At 71.4% G+C, this 21,656-nt stretch carries 15 protein-coding genes and 1 riboswitch; of the genes, 6 read left to right on the top strand and 9 right to left on the bottom strand.

The window, feature by feature from the left end:
• Nucleotides 1–89 precede the first annotated feature (89 nt).
• The 4 genes from ftsZ (at nt 90) to recN (ending at nt 6,067) form a co-directional block, all read left to right on the top strand.
• Nucleotides 90–1,907: a cell division protein FtsZ gene (gene ftsZ, locus EYW49_RS08370; protein ID WP_131308149.1), complete on the top strand. Its 1,818-nt coding sequence runs from the start codon at nt 90–92 to the stop codon at nt 1,905–1,907.
• A gap of 323 nt (nt 1,908–2,230) precedes the next feature.
• A complete protein-coding gene (lpxC, locus tag EYW49_RS08365; RefSeq protein ID WP_131308147.1) occupies nt 2,231–3,184 on the top strand; it encodes a UDP-3-O-acyl-N-acetylglucosamine deacetylase in 954 nt (317 codons plus the stop codon).
• A 263-nt stretch (nt 3,185–3,447) separates the two neighbouring features.
• On the top strand, nt 3,448–4,290 hold the full coding sequence (locus tag EYW49_RS08360) for an outer membrane protein assembly factor BamD (RefSeq protein ID WP_131308145.1): 843 nt from the start codon (nt 3,448–3,450) through the stop codon (nt 4,288–4,290).
• Nucleotides 4,291–4,381: 91 nt separating this feature from the next.
• The gene (gene recN, locus EYW49_RS08355; protein ID WP_131308143.1) at nt 4,382–6,067 is read left to right on the top strand and encodes a DNA repair protein RecN; all 1,686 of its coding nucleotides are present in this window, start codon (nt 4,382–4,384) and stop codon (nt 6,065–6,067) included.
• 40 nt (nt 6,068–6,107) lie between these two features.
• Here the strand turns inward: recN and EYW49_RS08350 are convergent, their stop codons facing one another.
• From EYW49_RS08350 to ligA, 3 genes are all read right to left on the bottom strand, one after another.
• Complete coding sequence (locus tag EYW49_RS08350) at nt 6,108–6,491, bottom strand: acyl-CoA thioesterase (RefSeq protein ID WP_131308141.1); 384 nt, start codon at nt 6,489–6,491, stop codon at nt 6,108–6,110.
• Nucleotides 6,492–6,771: 280 nt separating this feature from the next.
• Nucleotides 6,772–6,957 (bottom strand): hypothetical protein, encoded by a 186-nt coding sequence (locus EYW49_RS08345; protein WP_131308139.1) that lies wholly within the window; start codon nt 6,955–6,957, stop codon nt 6,772–6,774.
• A gap of 505 nt (nt 6,958–7,462) precedes the next feature.
• On the bottom strand, nt 7,463–9,586 hold the full coding sequence (gene ligA / locus EYW49_RS08340; protein WP_131308137.1) for an NAD-dependent DNA ligase LigA: 2,124 nt from the start codon (nt 9,584–9,586) through the stop codon (nt 7,463–7,465).
• A 127-nt stretch (nt 9,587–9,713) separates the two neighbouring features.
• Nucleotides 9,714–9,795, top strand: a riboswitch (ZMP/ZTP riboswitch).
• A gap of 20 nt (nt 9,796–9,815) precedes the next feature.
• Here ligA and EYW49_RS08335 point away from each other — a divergent pair.
• Nucleotides 9,816–10,706: a DMT family transporter gene (locus EYW49_RS08335; protein WP_131308135.1), complete on the top strand. Its 891-nt coding sequence runs from the start codon at nt 9,816–9,818 to the stop codon at nt 10,704–10,706.
• Between the two features lie 6 nt (nt 10,707–10,712).
• Here the strand turns inward: EYW49_RS08335 and EYW49_RS08330 are convergent, their stop codons facing one another.
• The 3 genes from EYW49_RS08330 to EYW49_RS08320 form a co-directional block, all read right to left on the bottom strand.
• On the bottom strand, nt 10,713–11,357 hold the full coding sequence (locus tag EYW49_RS08330; RefSeq protein ID WP_131308133.1) for a glutathione S-transferase family protein: 645 nt from the start codon (nt 11,355–11,357) through the stop codon (nt 10,713–10,715).
• 22 nt (nt 11,358–11,379) lie between these two features.
• Entirely contained in the window at nt 11,380–13,188 is a 1,809-nt protein-coding gene (locus EYW49_RS08325; protein WP_131308131.1) for an aminopeptidase P family protein, read from the bottom strand.
• Between the two features lie 265 nt (nt 13,189–13,453).
• Nucleotides 13,454–13,906, bottom strand: a complete 453-nt coding sequence (locus EYW49_RS08320; RefSeq protein WP_228259542.1) for a host attachment family protein — start codon at nt 13,904–13,906, stop codon at nt 13,454–13,456.
• Nucleotides 13,907–14,248: 342 nt separating this feature from the next.
• On the opposite strand from EYW49_RS08320, the gene EYW49_RS08315 reads away from it, so the two are divergent.
• Nucleotides 14,249–15,274: a PIN domain-containing protein gene (locus EYW49_RS08315; RefSeq protein ID WP_131308129.1), complete on the top strand. Its 1,026-nt coding sequence runs from the start codon at nt 14,249–14,251 to the stop codon at nt 15,272–15,274.
• Nucleotides 15,275–15,371: 97 nt separating this feature from the next.
• Here EYW49_RS08315 and EYW49_RS08310 read toward each other — a convergent pair whose 3' ends face one another.
• The 3 genes from EYW49_RS08310 to EYW49_RS08300 form a co-directional block, all read right to left on the bottom strand.
• Entirely contained in the window at nt 15,372–16,262 is an 891-nt protein-coding gene (locus EYW49_RS08310; protein ID WP_165498180.1) for a 50S ribosomal protein L11 methyltransferase, read from the bottom strand.
• Nucleotides 16,263–16,285: 23 nt separating this feature from the next.
• Complete coding sequence (locus EYW49_RS08305; protein WP_165498179.1) at nt 16,286–17,191, bottom strand: 50S ribosomal protein L11 methyltransferase; 906 nt, start codon at nt 17,189–17,191, stop codon at nt 16,286–16,288.
• Nucleotides 17,192–17,573: 382 nt separating this feature from the next.
• Nucleotides 17,574–21,599 (bottom strand): AsmA family protein, encoded by a 4,026-nt coding sequence (locus tag EYW49_RS08300; RefSeq protein WP_131308123.1) that lies wholly within the window; start codon nt 21,597–21,599, stop codon nt 17,574–17,576.
• Nucleotides 21,600–21,656 lie beyond the last annotated feature (57 nt).

The raw sequence follows: 21,656 nt of genomic DNA, 5'->3' as shown, positions 1-21,656 counted from the left end.
GGCGGGGCGCCTTCGGGCGGCCCGGCGGTTCCATCTTGGAAGACGGACAGTCCGCCCGGCGCCGCGGGTGGTGATATTGTGAGGATGCCATGACGCTCAATCTCAAGATGCCCGACATTCGGGAGCTGAAGCCGAGGATCACCGTTTTCGGCGTGGGTGGGGCCGGCGGCAACGCCGTCAACAACATGATCCAGGCCGGGCTGAAGGGCGTCGACTTCGTCGTGGCCAATACCGACGCCCAGGCGCTGACCCTGTCGAAGGCCGAACGCATCATCCAGATGGGTGTGGCGGTCACCGAGGGTCTCGGCGCCGGCTCGATGCCGGAGATCGGCCGGGCGGCCGCCGACGAGGTGATCGACGAGATCAACGATCACCTGACCGGCGCCCACATGGTGTTCATCACCGCCGGCATGGGCGGCGGCACCGGCACCGGCGCGGCGCCGGTGATCGCCAAGGCGGCGCGCGACCTCGGCATCCTCACGGTCGGCGTCGTCACCAAGCCCTTCCAGTTCGAGGGTCAGCGGCGCATGCGGGTCGCCGACGCGGGTATCGAAGAGCTGCAGAAGACCGTCGATACGCTGATCGTCATCCCCAACCAGAACCTGTTCCGGATCGCCAACGAGCGCACCACCTTCGCCGACGCCTTCGCGATGGCCGACCAGGTGCTCTATTCGGGCGTCGCCTGCATCACCGACCTGATGGTCAAGGAAGGCCTCATCAACCTCGACTTCGCCGACGTGCGCTCGATCATGCGCGGCATGGGCAAGGCGATGATGGGCACCGGCGAATCGTCCGGCGAGAAGCGCGCGCTGCAGGCGGCGGAAGCGGCGATCGCCAATCCGCTGATCGACGAGACCTCGATGAAGGGCTCGAAGGGCGTGCTGATCTCGATCTCGGGCGGCAAGGACCTGACCCTGTTCGAAGTCGACGAAGCCGCCACCCGCATCCGCGAAGAGGTCGACCCGGACGCCAACATCATCCTCGGCGCCACCTTCGACGACAGCCTGGAAGGCGTGGTCCGCGTCTCGGTGGTCGCCACCGGGATCGATCAGGACGGCCGCGTGGTGATGCCGACGCCGCAGGAAGCGCGGATGGCCGATCTCGCCAACCGCCTGCGTGCCGCCGGCCGCCCGGTTCCCGCCGTGCTCGAGCCGCAGCGCGCCGCCGCCGCCCCGGCGCCCGCGCCGACTCCGGCGCGTTCGTCCAGCGACGAGATGCTGCGCGACATGGTCGCGGCCCGCATCGAAGCCGAGATCAAGGCCGAGATCGTCGCCCCTGCACCGGTCGCGCCGGCCCCGGCCCCGGCTCCGGTGGTCGCCGAACCGGCGGCGCCGGTGACCTACGCCGCCCACGACCCGGCGGTGGCGATCCAGCGCTACGAGCCGCAGCCGCAGGCCTTCGCCCATCAGGATCCGATCCAGGAGCTCGAGCAGCCGATGGCGCGGCCCGAGCCCCAGGTCGATCGCCGGCCCTACATTCCGCCGACCGCCGAACGGCCGGCCTCGGCCGCCCGGATGCCCCGGGTCGACGAGTTTCCGCCGATCGCCCAGCGCCAGATGAGCCACGAGGAGCCCGCCGCCGACGACGAGCGCCGGCCGATGAGCCTGCTGAAGCGCCTCGCCCACGGCCTCGGCCGTCGCGAGGACGAAGAGCCGGCCCATGCCGCCCCGTCGACCGCCCGCGAGCCGACCTTCACCCCGGTGCCGGCGGCGCGCGAGACCTACGGCTATCGTCCGGCCGGTCACGAGGAATTCGCCAAGCGTCCGGCCCCGCGTCCGCCGGTCGAGACCAGCCATCGCCCGGCCGCCGGCCAGCTCGACCCGATGGGTCGCCAGCCGGCCCAGACGCGGGCTTCGGAAGAGGATCAGCTCGAGATCCCGGCCTTCCTGCGGCGTCAGGCGAACTGATCGAAACGACCCGAACGTGGTCATGAAGCGGGGCCCGTCACGCGTGTGGCGGGCCCCGTCGCATTTCCGACAAGGCGTACCAATTAATTGATCGTTAACGGCTTTTGGAATTTTTCATGTGGTAACAATGTGTAACCAAGAGTGATTTTGTTTTAAGTGCGACGATGGTTACCTTCACCCTCGCAAGGACGCACGACCCCTCGGGATCGTGTTTCGGAGCTCTCCCGAGGAGGTCCGTCCTGCCTTATCCGCGCTCTCCCGGGCGTAAATTTCTCTCCTCGCGATCGGCCTTCGGGCGGGTCTCGGGCAGACAGGTGAAGACGATGGCGCGCAGCTCCGTGAACTACCAGACCACGATCGCCGAGACGATCCGTATCGTGGGAACAGGCGTTCACAGCGGCGACACGGTCTCCCTCAACCTCCATCCCGCCGACACCGACACCGGCATCGTCTTCCTCCGCACCGAACTGTCCAAGCGTCGCGACGTCGAAATCCCCGCCTTCTGGAAGTTCGTCTCGGCGACCGACCTGTGCACCATGGTCGGCGATCCGCGCGACGCCTCGGTGGCGACGATCGAGCATCTGATGGCGGCGCTGCGCGGCCTGTCGATCGACAATCTGGTGATCGAGATCGACGGCGGCGAAGTTCCGGTGATGGACGGCTCGGCCGGCGACTTCATCGAAGCGATCGATCAGGTCGGCCTGGTCACCCAGTCGTCGCGTCGTCGCTACATCAAGGTGCTGAAGCCCGTCCGCGTCGAGAACGGCAAGGCCTGGGCCGAGCTCACGCCCTACGCCGGTTCGCGCTACGAGGTCACCATCGACTTCGCCGAACAGGTGATCGGTCGCCAGTCGATCGGTCTCGATCTGACCCCCACCACCTTCCGCAAGCACGTCGCGCGGGCCCGCACCTTCGGCTTCGTCCGCGACCTCGAGAAGCTCCTGCCGATGGGCCTGTGCCGCGGCTCGAGCCTGGAGAATTCGGTGGCGATCCAGGACGATCGCGTGCTGAACCCGGAAGGCCTGCGCTGGACCGACGAATTCGTCCGTCACAAGCTGCTCGACGCGATCGGCGATCTCGCCCTGTCGGGTGCGCCGCTGCTCGGCCGCTACCGCTCCTACCGCGGCGGCCACAAGCTCAACTACCTGACCCTCAAGGCCCTGCTCGAAGACGCCTCGGCCTGGATGCTGGTCGATGGTGCCCCGCGCGGCGCCTCCTCGGCCGCCGAACTCGGGCTCGGCATGGTCGCTCCGGCCTACAGCGCCGAAGTCGCCTGAGGCGTCAGTCCCCACGCGGCGGTCGTGCGACCGCCGATGCCGGCCACCGGACACTTCGGGAAACCCGAAACGTCGTCCCGGCAGCGCCTCCGCCACAAATTCGGACCAAACGGCGTCGACGAAGATGACGTGGTCTTGCGAGCACGCTAGAACGTCCTGCGGGCGTCGCGGCGGCTCGCGACGGTCGAGCCCGGCCCGCCTGACGGCGTTCGGGACAGCGAGTTCTACGCAGGGTGGGCGAAGTGGCGGTCAAGGATACTTCGATGAGGCGCGTGGGCGGAACGACGATCCGTGGCGCGCTGCGGCGGGTTTCGTGCGTGGCGGTGATGGCGGCGATGCTCGCCGGCTGTTCGTCCACCAAGGACGACGTGCTCGACACGACGCCCGCCGATCAGCTCTACAACGAGGGCCTGATCAACCTGGAAGCCGGCAAGCGCGCCGAGGCGGCCAAGAAGTTCGAGGACGTCGACCGGCTGCACCCCTATTCCACCTATGGGAAGAAGGCGGTGCTGATGCAGGCCTACACCCAGTTCCAGCGCGGCTCCTACACCGACGCGATCCAGGCGGCGCAGCGCTTCGTCACGATGTATCCGACCAGCCCCGACGCGGCCTATGCCCAGTATCTGGTCGCCGAGAGCTATTATCGCCAGATCCCCGAGGTCAGCCGCGACCAGCAGCGCACCAACAGCGCACTCGAGGCCTATGCCGAGCTGATCCAGAAGTACCCGACCTCGCCCTATGCCGAGGACGGCCGCAAGAAGATCCTGTTGGTCAAGGACCAGCTTGCCGGCAAGGAGATGGACGTCGGCCGTTTCTATCTCTCCAAGCACCAGTATCTGGCGGCGATCAACCGGTTCAAGTCGGTGGTGTCGGATTATCAGACGACCCGCCACGTCGAGGAGGCGCTGGCGCGTCTGGTCGAGTGCTACTACGCGCTCGGCATCGTGCCCGAGGCCAAGACCGCCGCCGCCGTGCTCGGCCACAACTTCCCCGAGAGTCCCTGGTACAAGGACAGCTACGCGCTTCTCGCCAAGGGCGGCTACGAGCCGGGCGAAGACACCGGCAGCTGGATCTCCAAGGCTTTCGTCAACGTGAAGCTGTTCTGATCCGCACGGCGGTCGTGCCGGGCAGGGGTTCCGATTCGTTCTCGTTGCGGCTATCGTCCGCCCCGACCCCATCGGAGAATCATCGAAGCCCATGCTCGCCGCCCTGTCGATCCGAGACATCGTTCTGATCGAGCGGCTCGAAATCGATTTTTCGAGAGGGCTCACGGTGCTGACCGGCGAGACCGGCGCCGGCAAGTCGATTCTGCTCGACAGTCTGGCGCTGGCGCTGGGGGGGCGTGGCGACGCCGGGCTGGTACGCCAGGGCGTGGCCCAGGGGCAGGTCACGGCGGTGTTCGACGTCGCCGCCGACCACCCGGTGCGCAAGCTCCTCGCCGACAACGACATCACCGACGACGGCGAGATCATCACCCGCCGGATCCAGGCCGCCGACGGCCGGACGCGGGCTTTCCTCAACGATTCGCCGGTCTCGGCCAGCCTGTTGCGCGACGTCGGCGAGCTCCTGGTGGAGATCCACGGCCAGCACGACGACCGGGCGCTGATCGACGAGCGTGCCCATCGGCGGCTGCTCGACGCCTTCGGCGGGCTCGAGGGGGCGGTGACGGCGGTCGGCGCGGCGTGGCGGGCGTGGCGGCGGGCGGTCGAGGTGCGCGACGGCCATCTCGCCCGGATCGACGCGGCGCGGCGTGAGGCCGACTATCTCCGGGCCTCGCTCGAGGAGCTCGACCGGCTGGCGCCGGCGGCGGGCGAAGAGGTCGAACTCGCGGCGTCGCGCCATCGCATGATGCAGTCGGAAAAGGTCGCCGGCGATCTCGCCGAGGCGGTCGACACCTTCGACGGCTCGCATTCGCCGATCTCGTCGATCGTCGGGGTGATGCGCGGGCTGGAGCGCAAGGCGTCGCTGGTGCCGGGCCTGCCCGATGCGGTCTTGAAGCCGATGGGCGCGGCGCTCGACCTGCTCGAGGAGGCGCGCGGCGCGCTCCAAGTGGCGCTGCGGGCGGCCGACTTCGATCCGCGCGAGTTGGAGCGCACCGAGGAGCGGCTGTTCGCGCTTCGAGCGGCGGCGCGCAAGCATTCCTGCACGGTCGACGCGCTGGTGCCGCTGCGCCACGGCATGGCCGCCGACCTCGCCGACCTCGACCACGGCGAGGAGAAGCTCGCGGCCTTCGAGGCGGCGGCGGCGGCGGGCGAGGCGACCTATCTGAAGCTGGCGCGCGAGCTCTCCGTCGCCCGCGCTGCGGCGGCGGTCGGGCTCGAGGCGGCGGTGGCTGCGGAACTGCCGGCGCTCCGGCTCGAGCGGGCGCGGTTCATCGTGGCGTTCGAGCAGCCCGAGCGGCAGGCCGGGCCCGAGGGTCTCGACCGGGTCGAGTTCCACGTCCAGACCAATCCCGGCACGCGCGCCGGGCCGATGATGAAGGTCGCCTCGGGCGGTGAGCTGTCGCGGTTTCTGCTGGCGCTGAAGGTGTCGCTGGCCGATCGCGGCTCGGCGCCGACGCTGATCTTCGACGAAATCGATACCGGGGTCGGCGGGGCGGTGGCCGGCGCCATCGGCCAGCGGTTGGCGCGGCTCGCCGAGCGGGTCCAGGTGATGAGCGTGACCCATGCGCCGCAGGTGGCGGCGCGCGCCGACACCCATTTCCTGATCTCCAAGGAGCCGGTCACCGACGGCGACGGCACGCCGATCGGCGATCGCGTCGCCACGCGGGTGGTGCGGATGGAGCGGGCGGCGCGGCGCGAGGAGATCGCCCGGATGTTGTCCGGCGAGGAGATCACCGCCGAAGCCCGGGCGGCCGCCGAGCGGCTGATGGCCGGCGGGTAGGCGCGCCCTCGCAGGCGCCGCCCAGGTACCGCTTGGCCCGTCAGAGCGGCGGCAGCGGCCGCGGGCGGCGGTCTTCGCCGATCGCCACGAAGGTGAACACCGCCTGGGTCACCTTGACCGAGCCCTCGTCCTCGCGCTTGCGGCGCCAGGCTTCGATCAGGATCTTCACCGAGGAGCGGCCGGTCGCGACGATCGTGCCGTAGAAGCTCACTTCGTCGCCGACCACCACCGGACTGAGGAAGGCCATGCCTTCGACCGCCACCGTCGCGGCGCGGCCGCGCGCCCGGCGCGTCGCCACGCTGCCGGCGGCGAGATCCATGTGGGCCATCAGCCAGCCGCCGAAGATGTCGCCGGCCGGATTGGTGTCGGCGGGCATGGCGATGGTGCGGATGACGGGGGCTTGGTCGGGGGGCGAATCGGACATCGGCGAACTCCGTTGGGAGCGTGTGACTGTGCCCGGATCGGCGGCGACGTCGAGCCCGGTCGGAGCGTCGAAACGTCACGACCCGCCCGCCGCCGAGAAAGGCGGAACGGACGGGTCGCGAAAACGGCGGGCGGCGCCGACCCGGAGCGGGTCTCGGGACCATCCCATGACGGCGCGGGCGAACCGCGCGGTCGGATCTCGGCGCGGGAGATCCGCGCTGGCGATCATCGCGCGGCCGGGCCGCGCGGATCGAACGGGACGCGGCGGAGCCGCGTCGGGCTCAGAGGGTGGCGGAGCCGCCGAGGTAGACCTGACGGTTGCCGCGCATGCGGTCGTACTCGCGCATCTTCAGCTCGAGGTCGATCCGGTCGGTGGCGTCCGAGAGGTACTCTTCTTCGCTGACGATGGCGGTGCGGGCCATGGTGTTGCGAATGAGGCGTCCGGCGAAAGCGAGGAAATCGGTCATGGTGCCCTCCAGGGTAACGAGACTTCAGTGCTCCGGGAGCGGGTTTGCCCCCCGGCGCACCGCCGGCGACGGCCGGCCTTTCGTTGTGCGTTGCGAAGAAATATGCCGCCCAATTGCGGCGAGAATGTGTCAGCTATGAAATTAATGCCGATGAACGAGGTGTTAATGCAATTGCTGCCACATGAATGCATGGCTGATCGGAATTTCGGGCGCATCTCTTATTCTTAAGTCGTAGACGCCCTCAGACCAAAGTCTAATGAGCTTTTCCGCGACATATTGCAATGCAGCATGATCCCTTTCGCCCGCCGAAGGGGCGTCGCCGCCCCCTCCGCCGAAGGCGCGGCTGCACCCTTTCGAAAACGCGACGGCTTCGCGCGATGACCTTCGGTCGGCGCGGTGATGGGGCGGGTCGGGGGCAGCCGTGTGCGACGGCGGCGTGGGCGCGCGCCTCGCGCGGGTTCGGGCGATGCGGGGGCGATGATCGGGGGGAGGGGCGCGGCCGGCCTCAGCCGGCCCCGACCAGCGCCAGCCATTCGTCTTCGGTCAGCACCTCGAGGCCGAGTTCGCGCGCCTTGGTCAGTTTCGAGCCGGCGCCGGGGCCGGCGACCACGATGTGGGTCTTGGCCGAGACCGAGCCGGAGACCTTGGCGCCGAGCCGTTCGGCCATCGCCTTGGCCTCGTCGCGGGTCATCTTCTCGAGGCTGCCGGTGAAGACGACGGTCTTGCCGGCGACCGCGGTGTCGGTCTTGGGCTTTTCCGCATCGAGCGGCGTCACCCGGGCGATCAGCCGATCGACCACGTCGCGGTTGTGCGGTTCGCGGAAATAGGCGGCGATCGAATCGATCACCGTCTCGCCGATCTGGTCGATGGCGTCCATCTCCTCGCGGGCCCCCGTGTCGCCCTCGACGAGCCGCGTCGCCGCGTCGCGGAAGGCGGTCCACGAGCCGTAGGCGCGGGCCAGTTGCCGCGCCGTGGTCTCGCCGACGTTGCGGATGCCCAGGGCGAACAGGAAGCGTTCGAGGCCGATGGTGCGGCGCTCGTCGATCGCCGCGAACAATTTGGCGACGCTGACCGCGCCGAAGCCCTCCTTGTTCTCGAGCTTCTTCAGCAGGCTCGCGGCGTTGCGTTCGGCGAGGGTGAAGATGTCGGCCGGCTCGCGCACGGGGAAGTCGGGATCGGCGAAGAAGAATTCGATCTGCTTGTCGCCGAGCCCCTCGATGTCGAAGGCGCGGCGCGACACGAAGTGGCGCAGGTGCTCCTGGCGCTGGAAGGGACAGGCGAATTCGCCGGTGCAGCGGCGGATCACCCCTTCCTCGCCGGAGGCCGTCGCTTCGCGGATCACCGGGGTCTTGAGATCGCACAGGCAGAGATGGGGAAACTCGTAAGCCGCGCGGCCCTCGTGGGCGTCGTCCTTCACCACCGCAACGATCTGCGGGATCACGTCGCCGGCCCGCTGGACCACCACGGTATCGCCGATCCGCGCGTTGAGTCGGGCGATCTCGTCGGCATTGTGCAGGCTGGCGTTGGTCACCACCACGCCGCCGACGGTCACCGGCGCCAGCCGGGCGACCGGGGTATGGGCCCCGGTCCGGCCGACCTGGATGTCGATGCCCTCGAGGAGCGTCGTCGCCCGTTCGGCCGGGAATTTGTGGGCGATCGCCCAGCGGGGGCTCCGCGACACGAAGCCCAGACGCTGCTGCAGGTCGAGGCGGTCGACCTTGTAGACCACGCCGTCGATGTCGTAGCCGAGCGTGGCGCGCTGCGCCTCGATGGCGCGGTAGTGGGCGAGGAGCTCGTCGGCCGAGGCGCAGCGCACCATCAGCGGATTGACCGGAAAGCCCCAGTCGCCGAAGGCCCGGACCCGCTCGAACTGGGTGTCGACGTCCCAGTCGGAGACCTCGCCCCAGGCATAGGCGAAGAATTTGAGCGGCCGCGCCGCGGTGATGCGCGCGTCGAGCTGGCGCAGCGATCCGGCGGCGGCGTTGCGCGGGTTGGCGAAGGTCTTGCCGCCGGTCGATTCGTGGCGGGCGTTGAGCGCCGCGAAGTCGGCGTGGCTCATGTAGACCTCGCCGCGCACCTCCAGGATCTCGGGCACGCCGGCCGGCAGCACGGTCGGGATCTCGGCGATGGTGCGGACGTTGGCGGTGACGTTCTCGCCCTCGGCGCCGTCGCCGCGGGTCGCGGCCGAGACCAGCCGGCCGGATTCGTAGCGCAGGTTGAGCGACAAGCCGTCGATCTTCGGCTCGGCGGCGAAGATCACCGGCTGGCCGTGGGTGGCGAGGAACTTGTGGACGCGGCCCACGAAATCGGCGACGTCGCCGTCGGCGAAGGCGTTGTCGAGGCTGAGCATCGGCACCGCGTGGGTGATCTTGGCGAAGCGCTCGGAGAGGCCCGCGCCGACCGTCACGGTCGGGCTGTCGGGCGCCTTGAGTGCCGGAAAACGCGCCTCGAGGGCGATCAGCCGGCGGCGGCGCGCGTCGTAGTCGGCGTCGGTGAGGGTCGGCGCGTCGTCCTGGTAATAGGCGCGATCGGCGGCGCGGATCGCGTCGGAAAGCCGCGCGATCTCGGCGGCGGCCTGGACCTCGTCGAGCGTCTCGGGCGGGACGGCGGCGGACTCGGGCGTCGACATGGGGGCTCTCCCGAAGCGGTGATCTCGGACGTTTCTAGGGCCAATGCGCGGCGATCGGAAGCACCGATGGGCGTCCGTCCCGCGCTTCCCGGGGCGTTGACGACGTCGGGCGCCTCGGGCAGGCTGCGGTCGACCGCGTGACTGGCGACATCGGATGGATCACCATCGGGGAGCGCGGCCGATGCGTGCCGCTCGCCTGGGCCCCCTCTCGTGACGGAGGTTCGTGCCCATGTCGCCGCTGGTGGTCGTCGTCGCACTGTTCGGAATCGTGCTGTGGGGTGGCTCGGCGATCGGCACCAAGGTTGCCGTCGCCGAACTGTCGCCCGTCCTCGTCGCCTGCCTGCGCACCGTGCTCGGCGGGCTGGTCGCCCTGCCGATCGGGTTGGCGCTCGGCGTGCCGCTGCCGCGCGGCCGGCGACAGATCGCCGGACTGGCGGTGTCGGCAGCCTGCGGCTATTTCGCCTTTCCGCTGTTCTTCTCGCTCGGTATGCAGCGCACTTCGGGCATCCACGGATCGATGATCCTGGCGATGGTGCCGATCGCCACCGGGGCGATCGCCCATCTGGTCGAACGTCGCCGGCCGGCCGGCCGCTGGTGGCTCGGCTGCGCTATCGCGCTCGCCGGCGAGTTGCTGCTGATCTCGCTCCGGGCGACGGCCTCGGGCGGCGAGGATCTCGTCGGCGATCTCCTGGTCGGGCTCGCCGGGGTGTTCGGGGCGATCGGCTACGTCGCCGGCGGCCGGCTGAAACAGACCGGCTATCCGGCGCAGGGGACGACCTATTGGGGGATCGTCTTCGCCAGCCTGCCGATTCTGCCGCTGCTGCCGTCGCTCCTCGCCGGGGTCGACGTCGGCGGCGTATCGCTCGCCGCCTGGGCCGGCGTCGCCTATCTGGCGGTCGGGGTGTCGGTGATCGGCTATGTCGCGTGGTACTGGGCGCTCGGCCGCGGCGGCATCGCCCGGGTCGGGGTGTTCCAGTTTCTGCAGCCGGTCTCCGGGGTGATCCTCGCCGTGATGGTGCTCGGCGAGAGCCTTACGCCGGCGATCGTCGTCGCCGCTGCGACGATCGGCCTTGGGGTGTGGATCGGCATCGGTGGCGGCGCGGCGCGTGGCCGCACCTGACGCGGCTCAGCCGGCGGAGGGGCCGGTGAGCGCGGAGGGCATCAGCTCCCAGGGGCCTTTCCAGCCGGGCAGGGCGGCGATGCGCCCGGTCCAGGCGTGGACGGCCGGGAAGGTCGCCCAGCGGTCGAAGCCGACCTCCTCGGTGTAGAAGCAATAACCGGCGAGCGACAGATCGGCGATGGTCGGGCGGCCGCCGACCAGGAAGTCGCGGCTCGCCAGATGCTTCTCAACCACCTTGTAGGCGTCGATCACCCGCCCGCGCAGGAACTCGGTGACCGGGCTCTCGGGGAACTTCTTGATCCCGAGGAAGAAGCGCAGGGTGGCGAAATAGCTGGTGAACTTGTGGTTGTCGAAGAGAATCCAGCGCCAGATCTCGCGGCGCTCGGCGGCGGTCTCCGGGCCGAACTTGCCGGTCTCTTCGGCGAGATAGTCGAGGATCACGCCCGACTGGGTCAGCGTCAGATCGCCGTGGATCAGCACCGGCGCCTCGCCCATCTCGTTGAGCGTCTCGCGCCATTCGGTCTTGCGGGTGGCGCCCTCGAAGAAGGGTACGAAGGCCGGCGCCCAGTCGAGCCCGCACAGCTCGAGCATCAGCGCCGCCTTGTAGGAATTGCCGCTCTCGCCGAAGCAATGGAGAGTGTAGTCGCTCATGATGGTGTCCTCGGGCGGTCGCTCAGGCGAGCGGTTCGGTCGCGGCGATCAGCCACGGGGCGGTGACCGCGTCGACCAGCGGCAGGATCGTGGCGCGCACCCGCGCGTGGTAGCGGTCGAGCCAGGCGATTTCCTCCGGGGCGAGCAGCGCCGGGTCGATCAGCCGGCGATCGATCGGCACCAGGGTCAGCACTTCGAAGCCGAGCATCGGCCGATCGCCGCCGGGGATCGCTTCCGCCGGGGTGACCAGTTCGAGATTCTCGATGCGGATGCCGAAGGCTCCGGCGGCGTAGAAGCCGGGCTCGTTCGACACGATCATGCCGGGCTCGAGCGCCGCGGTGCCGGACTTGGCGATGCGCTGCGGTCCCTCGTGGACCGACAGGTAGGAGCCGACGCCGTGGCCGGTGCCGTGGTCGAAGTCGTGGCCGGCCTTCCACAGGGCGATGCGGGCGAGCGTATCGAGGGCGGCGCCGGTGGTGCCGACCGGGAAGCGGGCGGTGGCGATGGCGATGTGGCCCTTCAGCACCAGGGTGAAGGCCCGGCGCATCTCGGCCGGCGGGGTGCCGACGGCGATGGTGCGGGTTACGTCGGTGGTGCCGTCGCGGTACTGGCCGCCGGAGTCGATCAGGAACAGGCCGTCGGCGTCGATCGCCCGGTTGCCGGCGCGGGTCGGGTGATAGTGGGGCAGGGCGGCATCGGGGCCGGCGGCGGCGATGGTGGCAAAGGAGATGTCGAGCAGGCGCCCGCCCTCGGCGCGCAGCGCCTCCAGCTTTTCGGCGCAGGCGATCTCGTCGGTGAAGCGACCCTCGGCGTCGAACCACGCGAGGAAGCGGGCCATGGCGGCGCCGTCGCGGACATGGGCGGCGCGGGCGCCGGCGATTTCGGCGGCGTTCTTCCGGGCCTTCGGCAGGATCACCGGATCGTCGCCCTCGACCAGCACCGCGCCGGCGGCCTCCAGCCGGCGGGCGAGGATCTCGGGGGTCCAGACCGGGTCGATCGCCACCCGCGCACCGGCGGCACCGAGCGCATCGAGGGCGGCGAGGAGATCGCCGGGGGAGGCGAGGTCGAGCTCGGTGCGCAGCGTCGCGGCGAGGTCGGCGTCGACCTTGGCGGGGGCGACGAACAGCGTCGGGCGACCGTCGCGCGGCACCACGGCATGGGCCAGCGGCACCGGATTGTGGGCGACGTCGCGGCCGCGGAGGTTGAAGGCCCAGGCGAGCGAATCGGGCTGGACCACCAGCAGGGCGTCGGCGCCGATTTCGGTGAGGTGGGCCGAGAGCGCCGTGCGCTTGGCGGCGGCGGATTGGCCGGCGAGGTCGAGCGGCTGCGGCGACAGGGCGCCGGTGGGCGCGGCCGGGCGGTCGTCCCAGATCGCGTCGACGAGATTGTCGACGGCGACCAGCTCCGCGCCACGCGGCTCGAGGGCGGCGGCGAGGCGGCGGATCTGGGCGCGGGTGTGCAGCCAGGGATCGAAGCCGAGGCGGTCGCCGGCGCCGAGGCGCGAGGCGACCCAGGTCTGCGGCGGCGTCGCCACCAGATCGACCAGGGTGAAGGCGGTCAGATCGGCTTCGGCGGCGGCCTGGAGGGTGTAGCGGCCGTCGACGAACAGCGCGGCTTCATCCGCGAGGACCACCGCGGCGCCGGCGGAGCCGGAAAAGCCGGTCAGCCAGCGCAGGCGTTCGGCCGAGGGCGGGACGTATTCGCCCTGGAACTCGTCGGCGCGGGGCACCAGGAAGCCGGCGAGGCCCCGGCGGGCGATCTCGACGCGCAGGCGCGCGAGGCGGGGGGCGCCGAGGGTCGGGTCGGCGGGCGTGTCATAGGTCTGGAACATGGCGGCGAGTGTATCGCGCTCCCGCGCCGAGGCAACGAAAAGCTCGACGCGCCCGCAACATCGCTCGTCCGCGTGGGGCGGCGACCGGCAATGGAGCGCGAACGCCGAGGATCCGGCGCGGGGCGCGGGCAGATCCGAACGAGCCCCGCGACGGCCGAACGCCGTGGGAGGTCCGGTCATGCGAAAGCATCGCATGGGACGCCGCGCGTGACCCGGCGCGGCGTGTCCCGGTCGGGACCCGGGGCACGAGCCCCGGGGCGAGGGCTCAGCCGGCGGCCATCAGGATGGTCTCGATGTCGGCGAGGGTGTGACGGGTCAGATCCTTGTCGATCTCGGCGCAGAGGCAGGCCTTGGCCTCGCAGGACAGTTCGTCGCGCAGCGTGGCGAGCATGCGCGGCGGGGCGACCACGATCAGGTGGTCGTAGCGGCCGTCGTGGGCGGCGGCGTTGAGGTCGGCGGCGAGGCGATGGGCGAAGCGGCGTTCGGCCAGATCGTGCAGGTCGGTCGGTTCGACCGAGGCGCGGCGGGCACCGGCAGCGACGGCGACGCGGCCGGGGGCGTCGCGGCCCTGGTCGCGGGTGGCGGGATTGGTCTGCTCGCGCATTGCGATGCAGTGCAGGTTGGGCATCTCCGGCATGCCGTCGTTGCGGAGGAACAGAGCCTTGCGACCGTCGCCGACCAAGATCCAGGTCCCATTGGCGATCTTCATGCGAGCCATGGTGCGTCTCCCGATTTTTCTTGTTGTGACTGCGCATTCCATTCTTGCACGCGGTTTGCGGCAGCTCGTTGACGGGCCGCAAGCCGCGGCCGAATCACTTCGCCCGTCTGACCGAGAGGATGGCCCGGCGAGCGCAGAAATCGCAACAGCAACAGGCGAGGTCTCACGCGATCGCGACCAGGATTGACCGTGTGCGACCGATCGACGCAGACCAAAGAACGGCCGTGGTATGGAAGCAGCTGCCAACTTCGGCCATGAAAATGGGATTAAATATCGAACCGTGGGTGAAATAATACTTTGATATTGCTGTAGTGCGCTGCACCATCGACTGGGAGAAGAGCCATGCCCCGCGCCGATAGTCCGATCGTCTGCTACGATCTCGATGCCATCAGCAAGTTCTTCCGCTCGGTGGCGATGGCCATCGCCCTGCAGCGGCACAGCCAAATGACGTGGCACACCAAGAACGACAGCACGGTGTTGAACATCTACTATTCGCTGCTCTTCTGGAAAGAGCCGCCGGGGACGTTCGAAATCGAGACCTCTTCACGTCGCGAGATTCAGGACGCGATCGACCATCTCCACCAGCAGTTCATGTTCCGCTGGATCGACGAATTGAACGGACATGGACCGAAGGCCGCGCATGCCTACGTCGATTGGGCGCGGCGCGAACGCAAGTTCGCCCACGATGCTTTCCTGGCGATGGGACGGGACACGACCGAGATCAACCGGATGGTGGTCGCCGAGCTGGAGGGCGGCATCGCCAACATGGCGATGATCGAACTCGCCGCCACGGTGGGGATCGCCGCGATCGGTCTCGGGGCGCCGATGGCGCTCGCGGCGATCGCCGCCGAAGGCGGCGGGGTCTCGGCGCTCTGCGTCTGGGGGCTGAGCCCGGGGGCGTCCGGCCTCGCCTACGGCGCGGTGTCGACCGGTTTTTCGATGGGCAAGGCGCTGGTCAAGACCTGGGAGGACGCCACCTCGGCGTCGGTGGCGGCGGTGTCCTTCGAAGCCGGCAAGGGCGTGACCTCGGAGCTCGGCGGGCGGGCGTCCGAATACGGTGGCCACCTTGCGCTGCAACACGCCAGCAAGGCCGAACAGATCATCAAGTCGGCCGAAGGGCTGATCCGCCAGCATTCCGAGCGCCTCGGCCTGGAGGGCCTGCGCCGGGCGGCGATCCGCAAGTCCCAGGGCATCCTGCGGGCCTCGACCGAACAGGCCGCCCGCCAGCAAGGGGTGCTCACCCAGGCGTCGCGTCTGGCGACCGGTTACAAGATCGTCGGCAAGGCCTTCCCGGTGGTGTTCGCGGCGTGGGACGTTCTCGACGGCATCCGCGACTACAACGAGACGATGGCGCAACTCGCCCATTGACGCGGCGCGGGGCCGCCACCCGGGATCCCCGCGGGTGGCGGCGTCCGCCCGCCGGGCGGCGGCGGCGCGACGGTCCGATCCGAAGGTGGTTCGCCGGTCAGCGGCGGCCGTTGGCCAGCACCAGGGCGAGCCAGCCGTCGCGTTCGACCTCGCCCACGAAATGCAGGCCGCAGGCCGCCCAGGCGGCGAGCACGCGGCCGCGTTCGATGGTCCGCAGGCCCGACAGCACGACGGTGGCGTCATAGGAGAGGCTGCGCGCCACCGGGGCTGCGAGGCGGGTCAGCGGTCCCGCCAGGATGTTGGCGACCACCAGATCGTAGGGCGCCTCCTCGGCGAGGAGCCGGGCCTTCATGCCGTCGGCGACCACGGCGCGGATCTCGCGGCCGACGCCGTTCAGATGGGCATTGGCGCGGGCAATGGCGACGGCGACCGGATCGATGTCGGTGGCGACGATCGGCACGTGGAGGACGCGGGCGAGCGCGATCGCCAGCACGCCGGTGCCGGTGCCGAGATCGAGCGGGCGGGCGTAGCTGCGCCGCTTGAGCAGCGCGTCGAGGGCGGCGAGGCAGGCCCAGGTGGTGGCGTGATGGCCGGTACCGAAGGCCATCTCGGCGTCGATTTCGATCGCCACGCCGTTCGGCGGGCGGCGATGGCGATCGTGGCTGCCGTGCACGAAGAAGCGGCCGGCGGCGACCGGGTGGCGGATCTCCTCGCTCATCGCCACCCAATTGGCGTCGAGATCGAGAACGGTGGTGGTGAGTGCGTGGTCCTCGGCTTCGGCGCCGAGCGCCTCGCGCACTCGGGCGACGGCGTCCGCCTCGTCGTCGGCATCGAAGATCAGCGCGTCGACGGTCCAGATCTCGGAATAGGCGACGGTCTCCTCGCGGGTGACCGGATAGCCGTCGAGTTCGAAGGCTTCGCCGAGCAGGCGCTCGAGGCGTTCGGATTCGGGGCCTTCGGCGACGAGACGCACCTGGACGGCGGGCATGGCAAATTCTCCGAAGGGGCGGCTCAGGGGCGGCGGAAGGTCAGCGAGGCCCATTCCTTGATCGACCGGCGGGCGACCAGATGCAAGCCCCGGGCGCGGTAGGCCGATTCCAGGCGGGCCTGTTCGCCGACTCTGAGCCCGGCGACGATCAGGGCGGCGCCCGGCGCCATCAGCGGCACCAGGGGGCCGGCGAAACGGCACAGCGGATCGGGCAGGATGTTGGCGAGCACCAGATCGAAGGGCGCGGCGGCGCGGATGCGTGGATCGGCGAGGCCGTCGGCGAGGATCGCCCGGAAGCGGTCGCCGACGCCGTTGATCCGGCGATTGCGCTCCGCGGTGAGCACCGCGACCGATGCGACGTCGGAGGCGAGGATCTGCGTGGCGGGACGCACCCGGGCCACCGCCAGCCCGAGGATGCCGGTGCCGGTGCCGAGATCGAGGACGCGGGTCGTCGGGTGGGCGGCGAGATGGGCGTCGAGCCCGGCGAGCGACAGTTGGGTCGAGGCGTGATCGCCCGAGCCGAAGGCGGTCGAGGCTTCGATCAGCAGATCGGCGCGGCGCAGGGTGGGCGGTCGGTTGTGTTCGCCGAACACCCGAAACCGCCCGGCGGCGATCGGCGGCAGGGCGTCGAGGCCGATCTCGGTCCAGTCGGCGGGGCCGAGCGGGCGCTGATTGGCTCGGGCGAGGAGCTCGCGGGCGGGCCCCACTGCGGCGAGACCTTCGCCGACGATCAGCTCGACCAGGGCCTCGGCGAGGTCGGTCGGATCGACGGCTTCCGGGAAATAGGCTTCGATCGCCCAGGTGCCGTCGCCGAGATCGAAGGCACCGCCGGCATCGGCGTCGACGAAGATCTCGCCGTCGGTCAGCGCGTCGGCGATGCGGACGGCGAGGGTGCGCGTCGTGGTGAGACGCCAGACATGGGTGGGCACGGGCGACCTCGAGGGCTGAACGGACGCCGCCGAGGAGCGGCAGCGGGCGGGAAAAGTCAAGCCGGGCGGCTTGTCCGCTCGCGCGAGGGGCCGTCGTGTCTTCCGTCCGGGGGGCTTCGGTGCGCTCGAACGGACCCCCGGGAGGTTGCCCACCCACGGCCGTCATCCCCGGCGGCGCGGCCCGCGCCGGGAAGGGGATCCATCGTAATTTCAGTTGGTCATCGAGGAGCTGGGCTCCCTTCCCTCGCTGCGCTCGCCGGGAGCGACGGGAGAGTGCGATCCGTAGGGAAGCGAATCGGGTCAGTGCGCAGGGGGCGGCGACGGGCGCGCGTGGCGCCTCCGTCCTCACGATCCGTCGCCGCGCCCCGTCCCTCTCGCGACTTCACGGCGGCGGTTGGACGCCCGGCGGCAGGATGGTCATCGGCGCGCCGGTGCTGCCGCCCGATCCGGCGGCGCCACTGCCGAGGATCGACGGCGCCGGGGCGATCCGGATCATCGGCGGCAACGGCGGCGGCTCGGCCGGCGGCGGGGCGGCGGCGACCGGCGACGGGGCGGTCGGAGATCCCGCGATCGGCGCGGGCGCGGCGCTCGGCGGCGTCGGAACCGCGCCGTCGGACGCGGGCGCTGCGACCGTCGGGGTCGGGGCGAGTGGCGCCGTCACGGCCGGTGGCGGCAGGTTCGGTGCGGGCGACGCCGCCGGCGACGGGACGGGCGGGTTCGGTGCAGCCGATGCCGGCGAGGTCGGCGGCACCGCGATCGGGGCCGGGGCGACGATGGGTGCGGGCGCCGGAGCAATCGGGGCCGGGGGCGGCGCGACGGGCGCCGGCGCGGGCGGTGGCGGAGCCTGGGCGGCCCGGCGGGCGGCCTCGGCCTCCTGGGCACGGCGCTGGGCTTCGGCGCGACGCGCGGCTTCCGCCTCCTGTGCCCGGCGCAAGGTCTCGGCTTCCTGGGCCTTGCGGGCGCGCTCCTCCTCCTGGCGGATCTCCTCGAGCCGGCGGCGTTCGCGGGCGAAGCGCTGGCGCTCGACGATGTCCTGCTGCAGCGTCTCGACCCGGTCGATGTCGCGTTCGAAACTGCGCAGGGTCAGATAGGCGGCGAGCGGCGCCACGTCGAAGCGTACCTGCGGCCGATCGATCGGCCCACGCAGGGTGATGCCGGCCGAGGGCGTCGCCTTGGAGATCGGCGTGCGGGTGCCTTCCGCCGCCTTGCCGAGCGGCTCCAGGGTCCAGTCGGCGTCGAGAGCGCCGCGCGGCAGATCGACCGCCATCCGCCCGGAGATCCGCGCCGCCGGCGTCTCGACGGCGATGCGGCCGCTGCGCGCCACCCCCGCCTCCATCGCGAAGGGCGCCTCCGCGCGTTCGATCTGGGTGGCGCTCGCCGCCATCCGCGCCCGAAACACCTTTTCGATCTCGTCGGGCGTGGTCGCCGCCCCGGAATCGGCGGCCACCGCCGTCGCCGACAGGGCGTCGATGCCGATCCCGGCGACCCGCACCCCGTCGAGGCGCAGATTGCCCTGGCCGGAGAGCCCGGCGACCATCGCCGCCGCCGAGCGCCCGGTGGTGGCGAAGGTCGCGTCGCCGCCGATCCGGCCCGAGGCGACCGGCCGATCGCCGTTGCGCCAGCCGATCTCTTCCAGCGACACGCCGGAAAGCGAAGCCCGCCCGTCGATGCGCGTGCCGCTGCGCTCGTCGCGGTCGACGGCGATCTCGCCGGCGAAGGTCCCGCCGGCGAAGCCCGCCGCGAGATCGCGGATCCGCGTCCGCCCGGCGCGCGCGTCGAGGGCGAAGCGCAGATGGTCGAGCGCCACCGTGTCGCTCAGCGCCGCTCGCCCGGCGGCGACGGTCACCGCGAGATCGGCGATTCCGGCGAAGGCCGGCTCGGCCAGAGCCGCGTCCGACCACACCGCGCCGCCCGCGCCGCCGTCGGCCGAGGCGCCTTCGCCGAGCACCAGCCCGGCGAGCGTCGCGACGTCGACCCGGTCGAGTTCGATGCTTCCTGCGACCGCCGCCGGCCTGCGCCCGAGGTCGACGGTGCCCGAGGCCCGAACCGCCGCCGCGTCGATGCGGCCGGCGAGATCGGAGATCGCCAGCTTCGGCCACACCCCGGCGAGCTTCAGGCTCACGTCGAGCGGCAGGCGGCGTTCGATGGCGAGCAGTGGCCGCCCGGCGAGCGCCGCGAGCCCGGTGGCGTCGGGCGAGGCGACCGACGCCCGGCCGTCGAGGATCTCGACGCCGCCGTCGGCGATCCGCAGCCGCCCGCCGGTGGCGATTCGCCCGGCCCCGAGCGAGGCCGAGGCGTCGATCGTCAGCCCCTCGCCGGCGGCGACGCCGTCCGCGGTGACCGCGACGGCGATCCGTCCCTTGGCACCGACCGGCCCGAGCGCGCGGGCCAGCGCCCCGGTCGGCGCCGCGCCGTCGAGGCTGGCGCGGGCCTTGACCGTGGCATGAACCGGATCGTCGATGCGGCCGGCGTAGCGCCCGTCGACGGCGAGTGTGGCGCCCGCCGCTCGCCCCTCGGCGGTGAAGGCGACGTCGCTGGCGGCGTTGCCCGAGGCTCGGCCGGCGAGTTTGAGGCGCAGATCGAGCGGCGCGGCGAGGGCGGCGATGCCGACCGCGCGGTCGACCAGGGCGGCGTCGCCGAACAGCCCGGCGACGGCGCGCACCGCCGCTTCCGGCCGCGCCGCGACGATGGTCAGGTCGATCGAGCCGTCGGGCACGGTGGTCGGGCGGTCGATACGGCCGGACCCTTCGAGGCGAGCGCCGGCGAAATCGGCCACCGACAGGCGGTCGATCGCCAGGGTCTCGTCGGAGGCGCGGGCGCGGATGCCGACGGTGCGGGCGGCGATGCCGCCGACCACCAGCGCGCCGGCGTCGAGGTCGACCTCCAGCGCCGCCGGCCGGCCGGCCCCGTCCTCGTCGAAGAACAGCCGCCCGAGTCGGGCCAACTGATCGAACTCCAGGCGATCGGCGCTCGCCGCGATGCTCAGCGCCGCGCCGCGGGTCCAACCGAAGCGGCCGCGCGCCGTCGCCGTGCCGACCTTGAGGGCGAGACCTTCGCCGCTCAGCCGATCGGCGGCGATCGCCACCTCGCCGGCCAGCGACACCGGATCGAAGCGCTCGCCGGGGATCGGCCGGCCGCGCCACCATGCGGCGAGCAGCGCCGGCTGTTCGGCCGAAAGCTCGGCGCGTCCTTCGAAACGCGGACCGCCGGCGGTCGCGACCCGGCCGGAGAGATCGAGCCGGGCGCGGCCGGGCAGCCGCGCCTCGAGCTTTTCGAGCGCCAAGCCGCCGGGGCGGCCGACGACTTCGGCGCCGAGTTCCTGGACCACGCCGCCGCCGATCACCAGACCCTGGACGTCGAGGCGCAGGCGGGTCGCCGCGGTGCCCTCGCCGAGGCCGGAGAGCCCGGTGATCAGGTCGCCGATCAGCCGCGCCGGATCGGCTCGCGGCGTGTCCTCGCGGGCGGCGAGCCGATCGAGGTCGATCTGCTTGGCGGCGAGCCGGGCCTCGAGGCGCGGCGTCCGGCCGAGCGTCACCCGGCCGTCGCCGGTGAACTGGGCGGCCTTCTCCTCCGGCCCCACCGCCAGGGCGATCCCGGTCGCCTCGATCGCGTCCGGAGTGCCGGCGATCTGGGCATCGAGATGGAAGAAGCCGCCGCCGAGCGCCGCCGGCACGCCGGCCAGTGCTTCGCGCCGCTCCGCGGTCAGCGATCCCGTCAGGGTCAGCCCGCGCTCGCCGATCCGCACCACCGCGTCGAGGGCGGCGCTGGCCGGATCGTCGGCGGCGCCGGCCTGGATCTTGAGCCCGAGGCCACCGTCGCCGGCCGCCGCCGCGGCCAACCGGAAGGCCACCGCCCGGCTGCCGACCACCGCGCCGCCGTCGAATTTCCACGGGCCGGCGAGGCTCGCGGTCGCGCCGGTGGCGGCGATCCGCGACACTTCGTAGCGCTCGCCCGAGCGCAGGTCGGAGAGGGTGAAGCGCCCGTCGGAGATCTCGATCAGGTCGACCGAGGCCGCACCGAGGCCGCCGAGGCCCTGGGCGGCCGGCAGCACCGGGCGGCCGTCGGCGGCGATGGCGATGTCGACGGCGGGGCGCTCGAGCCGCGTCTCGGCGACCCGGATCTCGCCTTTGATCAGCGGCGCGGCCTCGAGGTCGAGCTCGAACCGGCCGATGCGCAGCAGCGGCGTGTCGACCGGGCCGATCACCACGTCGGCGAAGCGCAGGCGCGGGCTCGGCAAGAGCCGCGCCTCGACGTCGCCGAGGATGCGCGTCTGGGCGCCGACGATTCGTCCGATCTCGCGTTCGAAGAGATCGCGATGCGCCGTCCAATCGATGAAGAACGGACCGATCAGGGCCGTGAGCAACACGACGATGATGGTCACGCCGACGCCGATGTAGAGCGAATTCACGCCTGCGCCTCCGGTTTCCGCGGTGTCGCTGCCGCCCGTCGCCCGACGATACGGCGA

The organism is Siculibacillus lacustris, assembly GCF_004328075.1.
GTDB classification, from domain to species: domain Bacteria; phylum Pseudomonadota; class Alphaproteobacteria; order Rhizobiales; family Ancalomicrobiaceae; genus Siculibacillus; species Siculibacillus lacustris.
The sequence above is the reverse complement of the archived record's forward strand: the minus strand, read 5'-3'. Positions and strand labels throughout refer to the sequence as shown.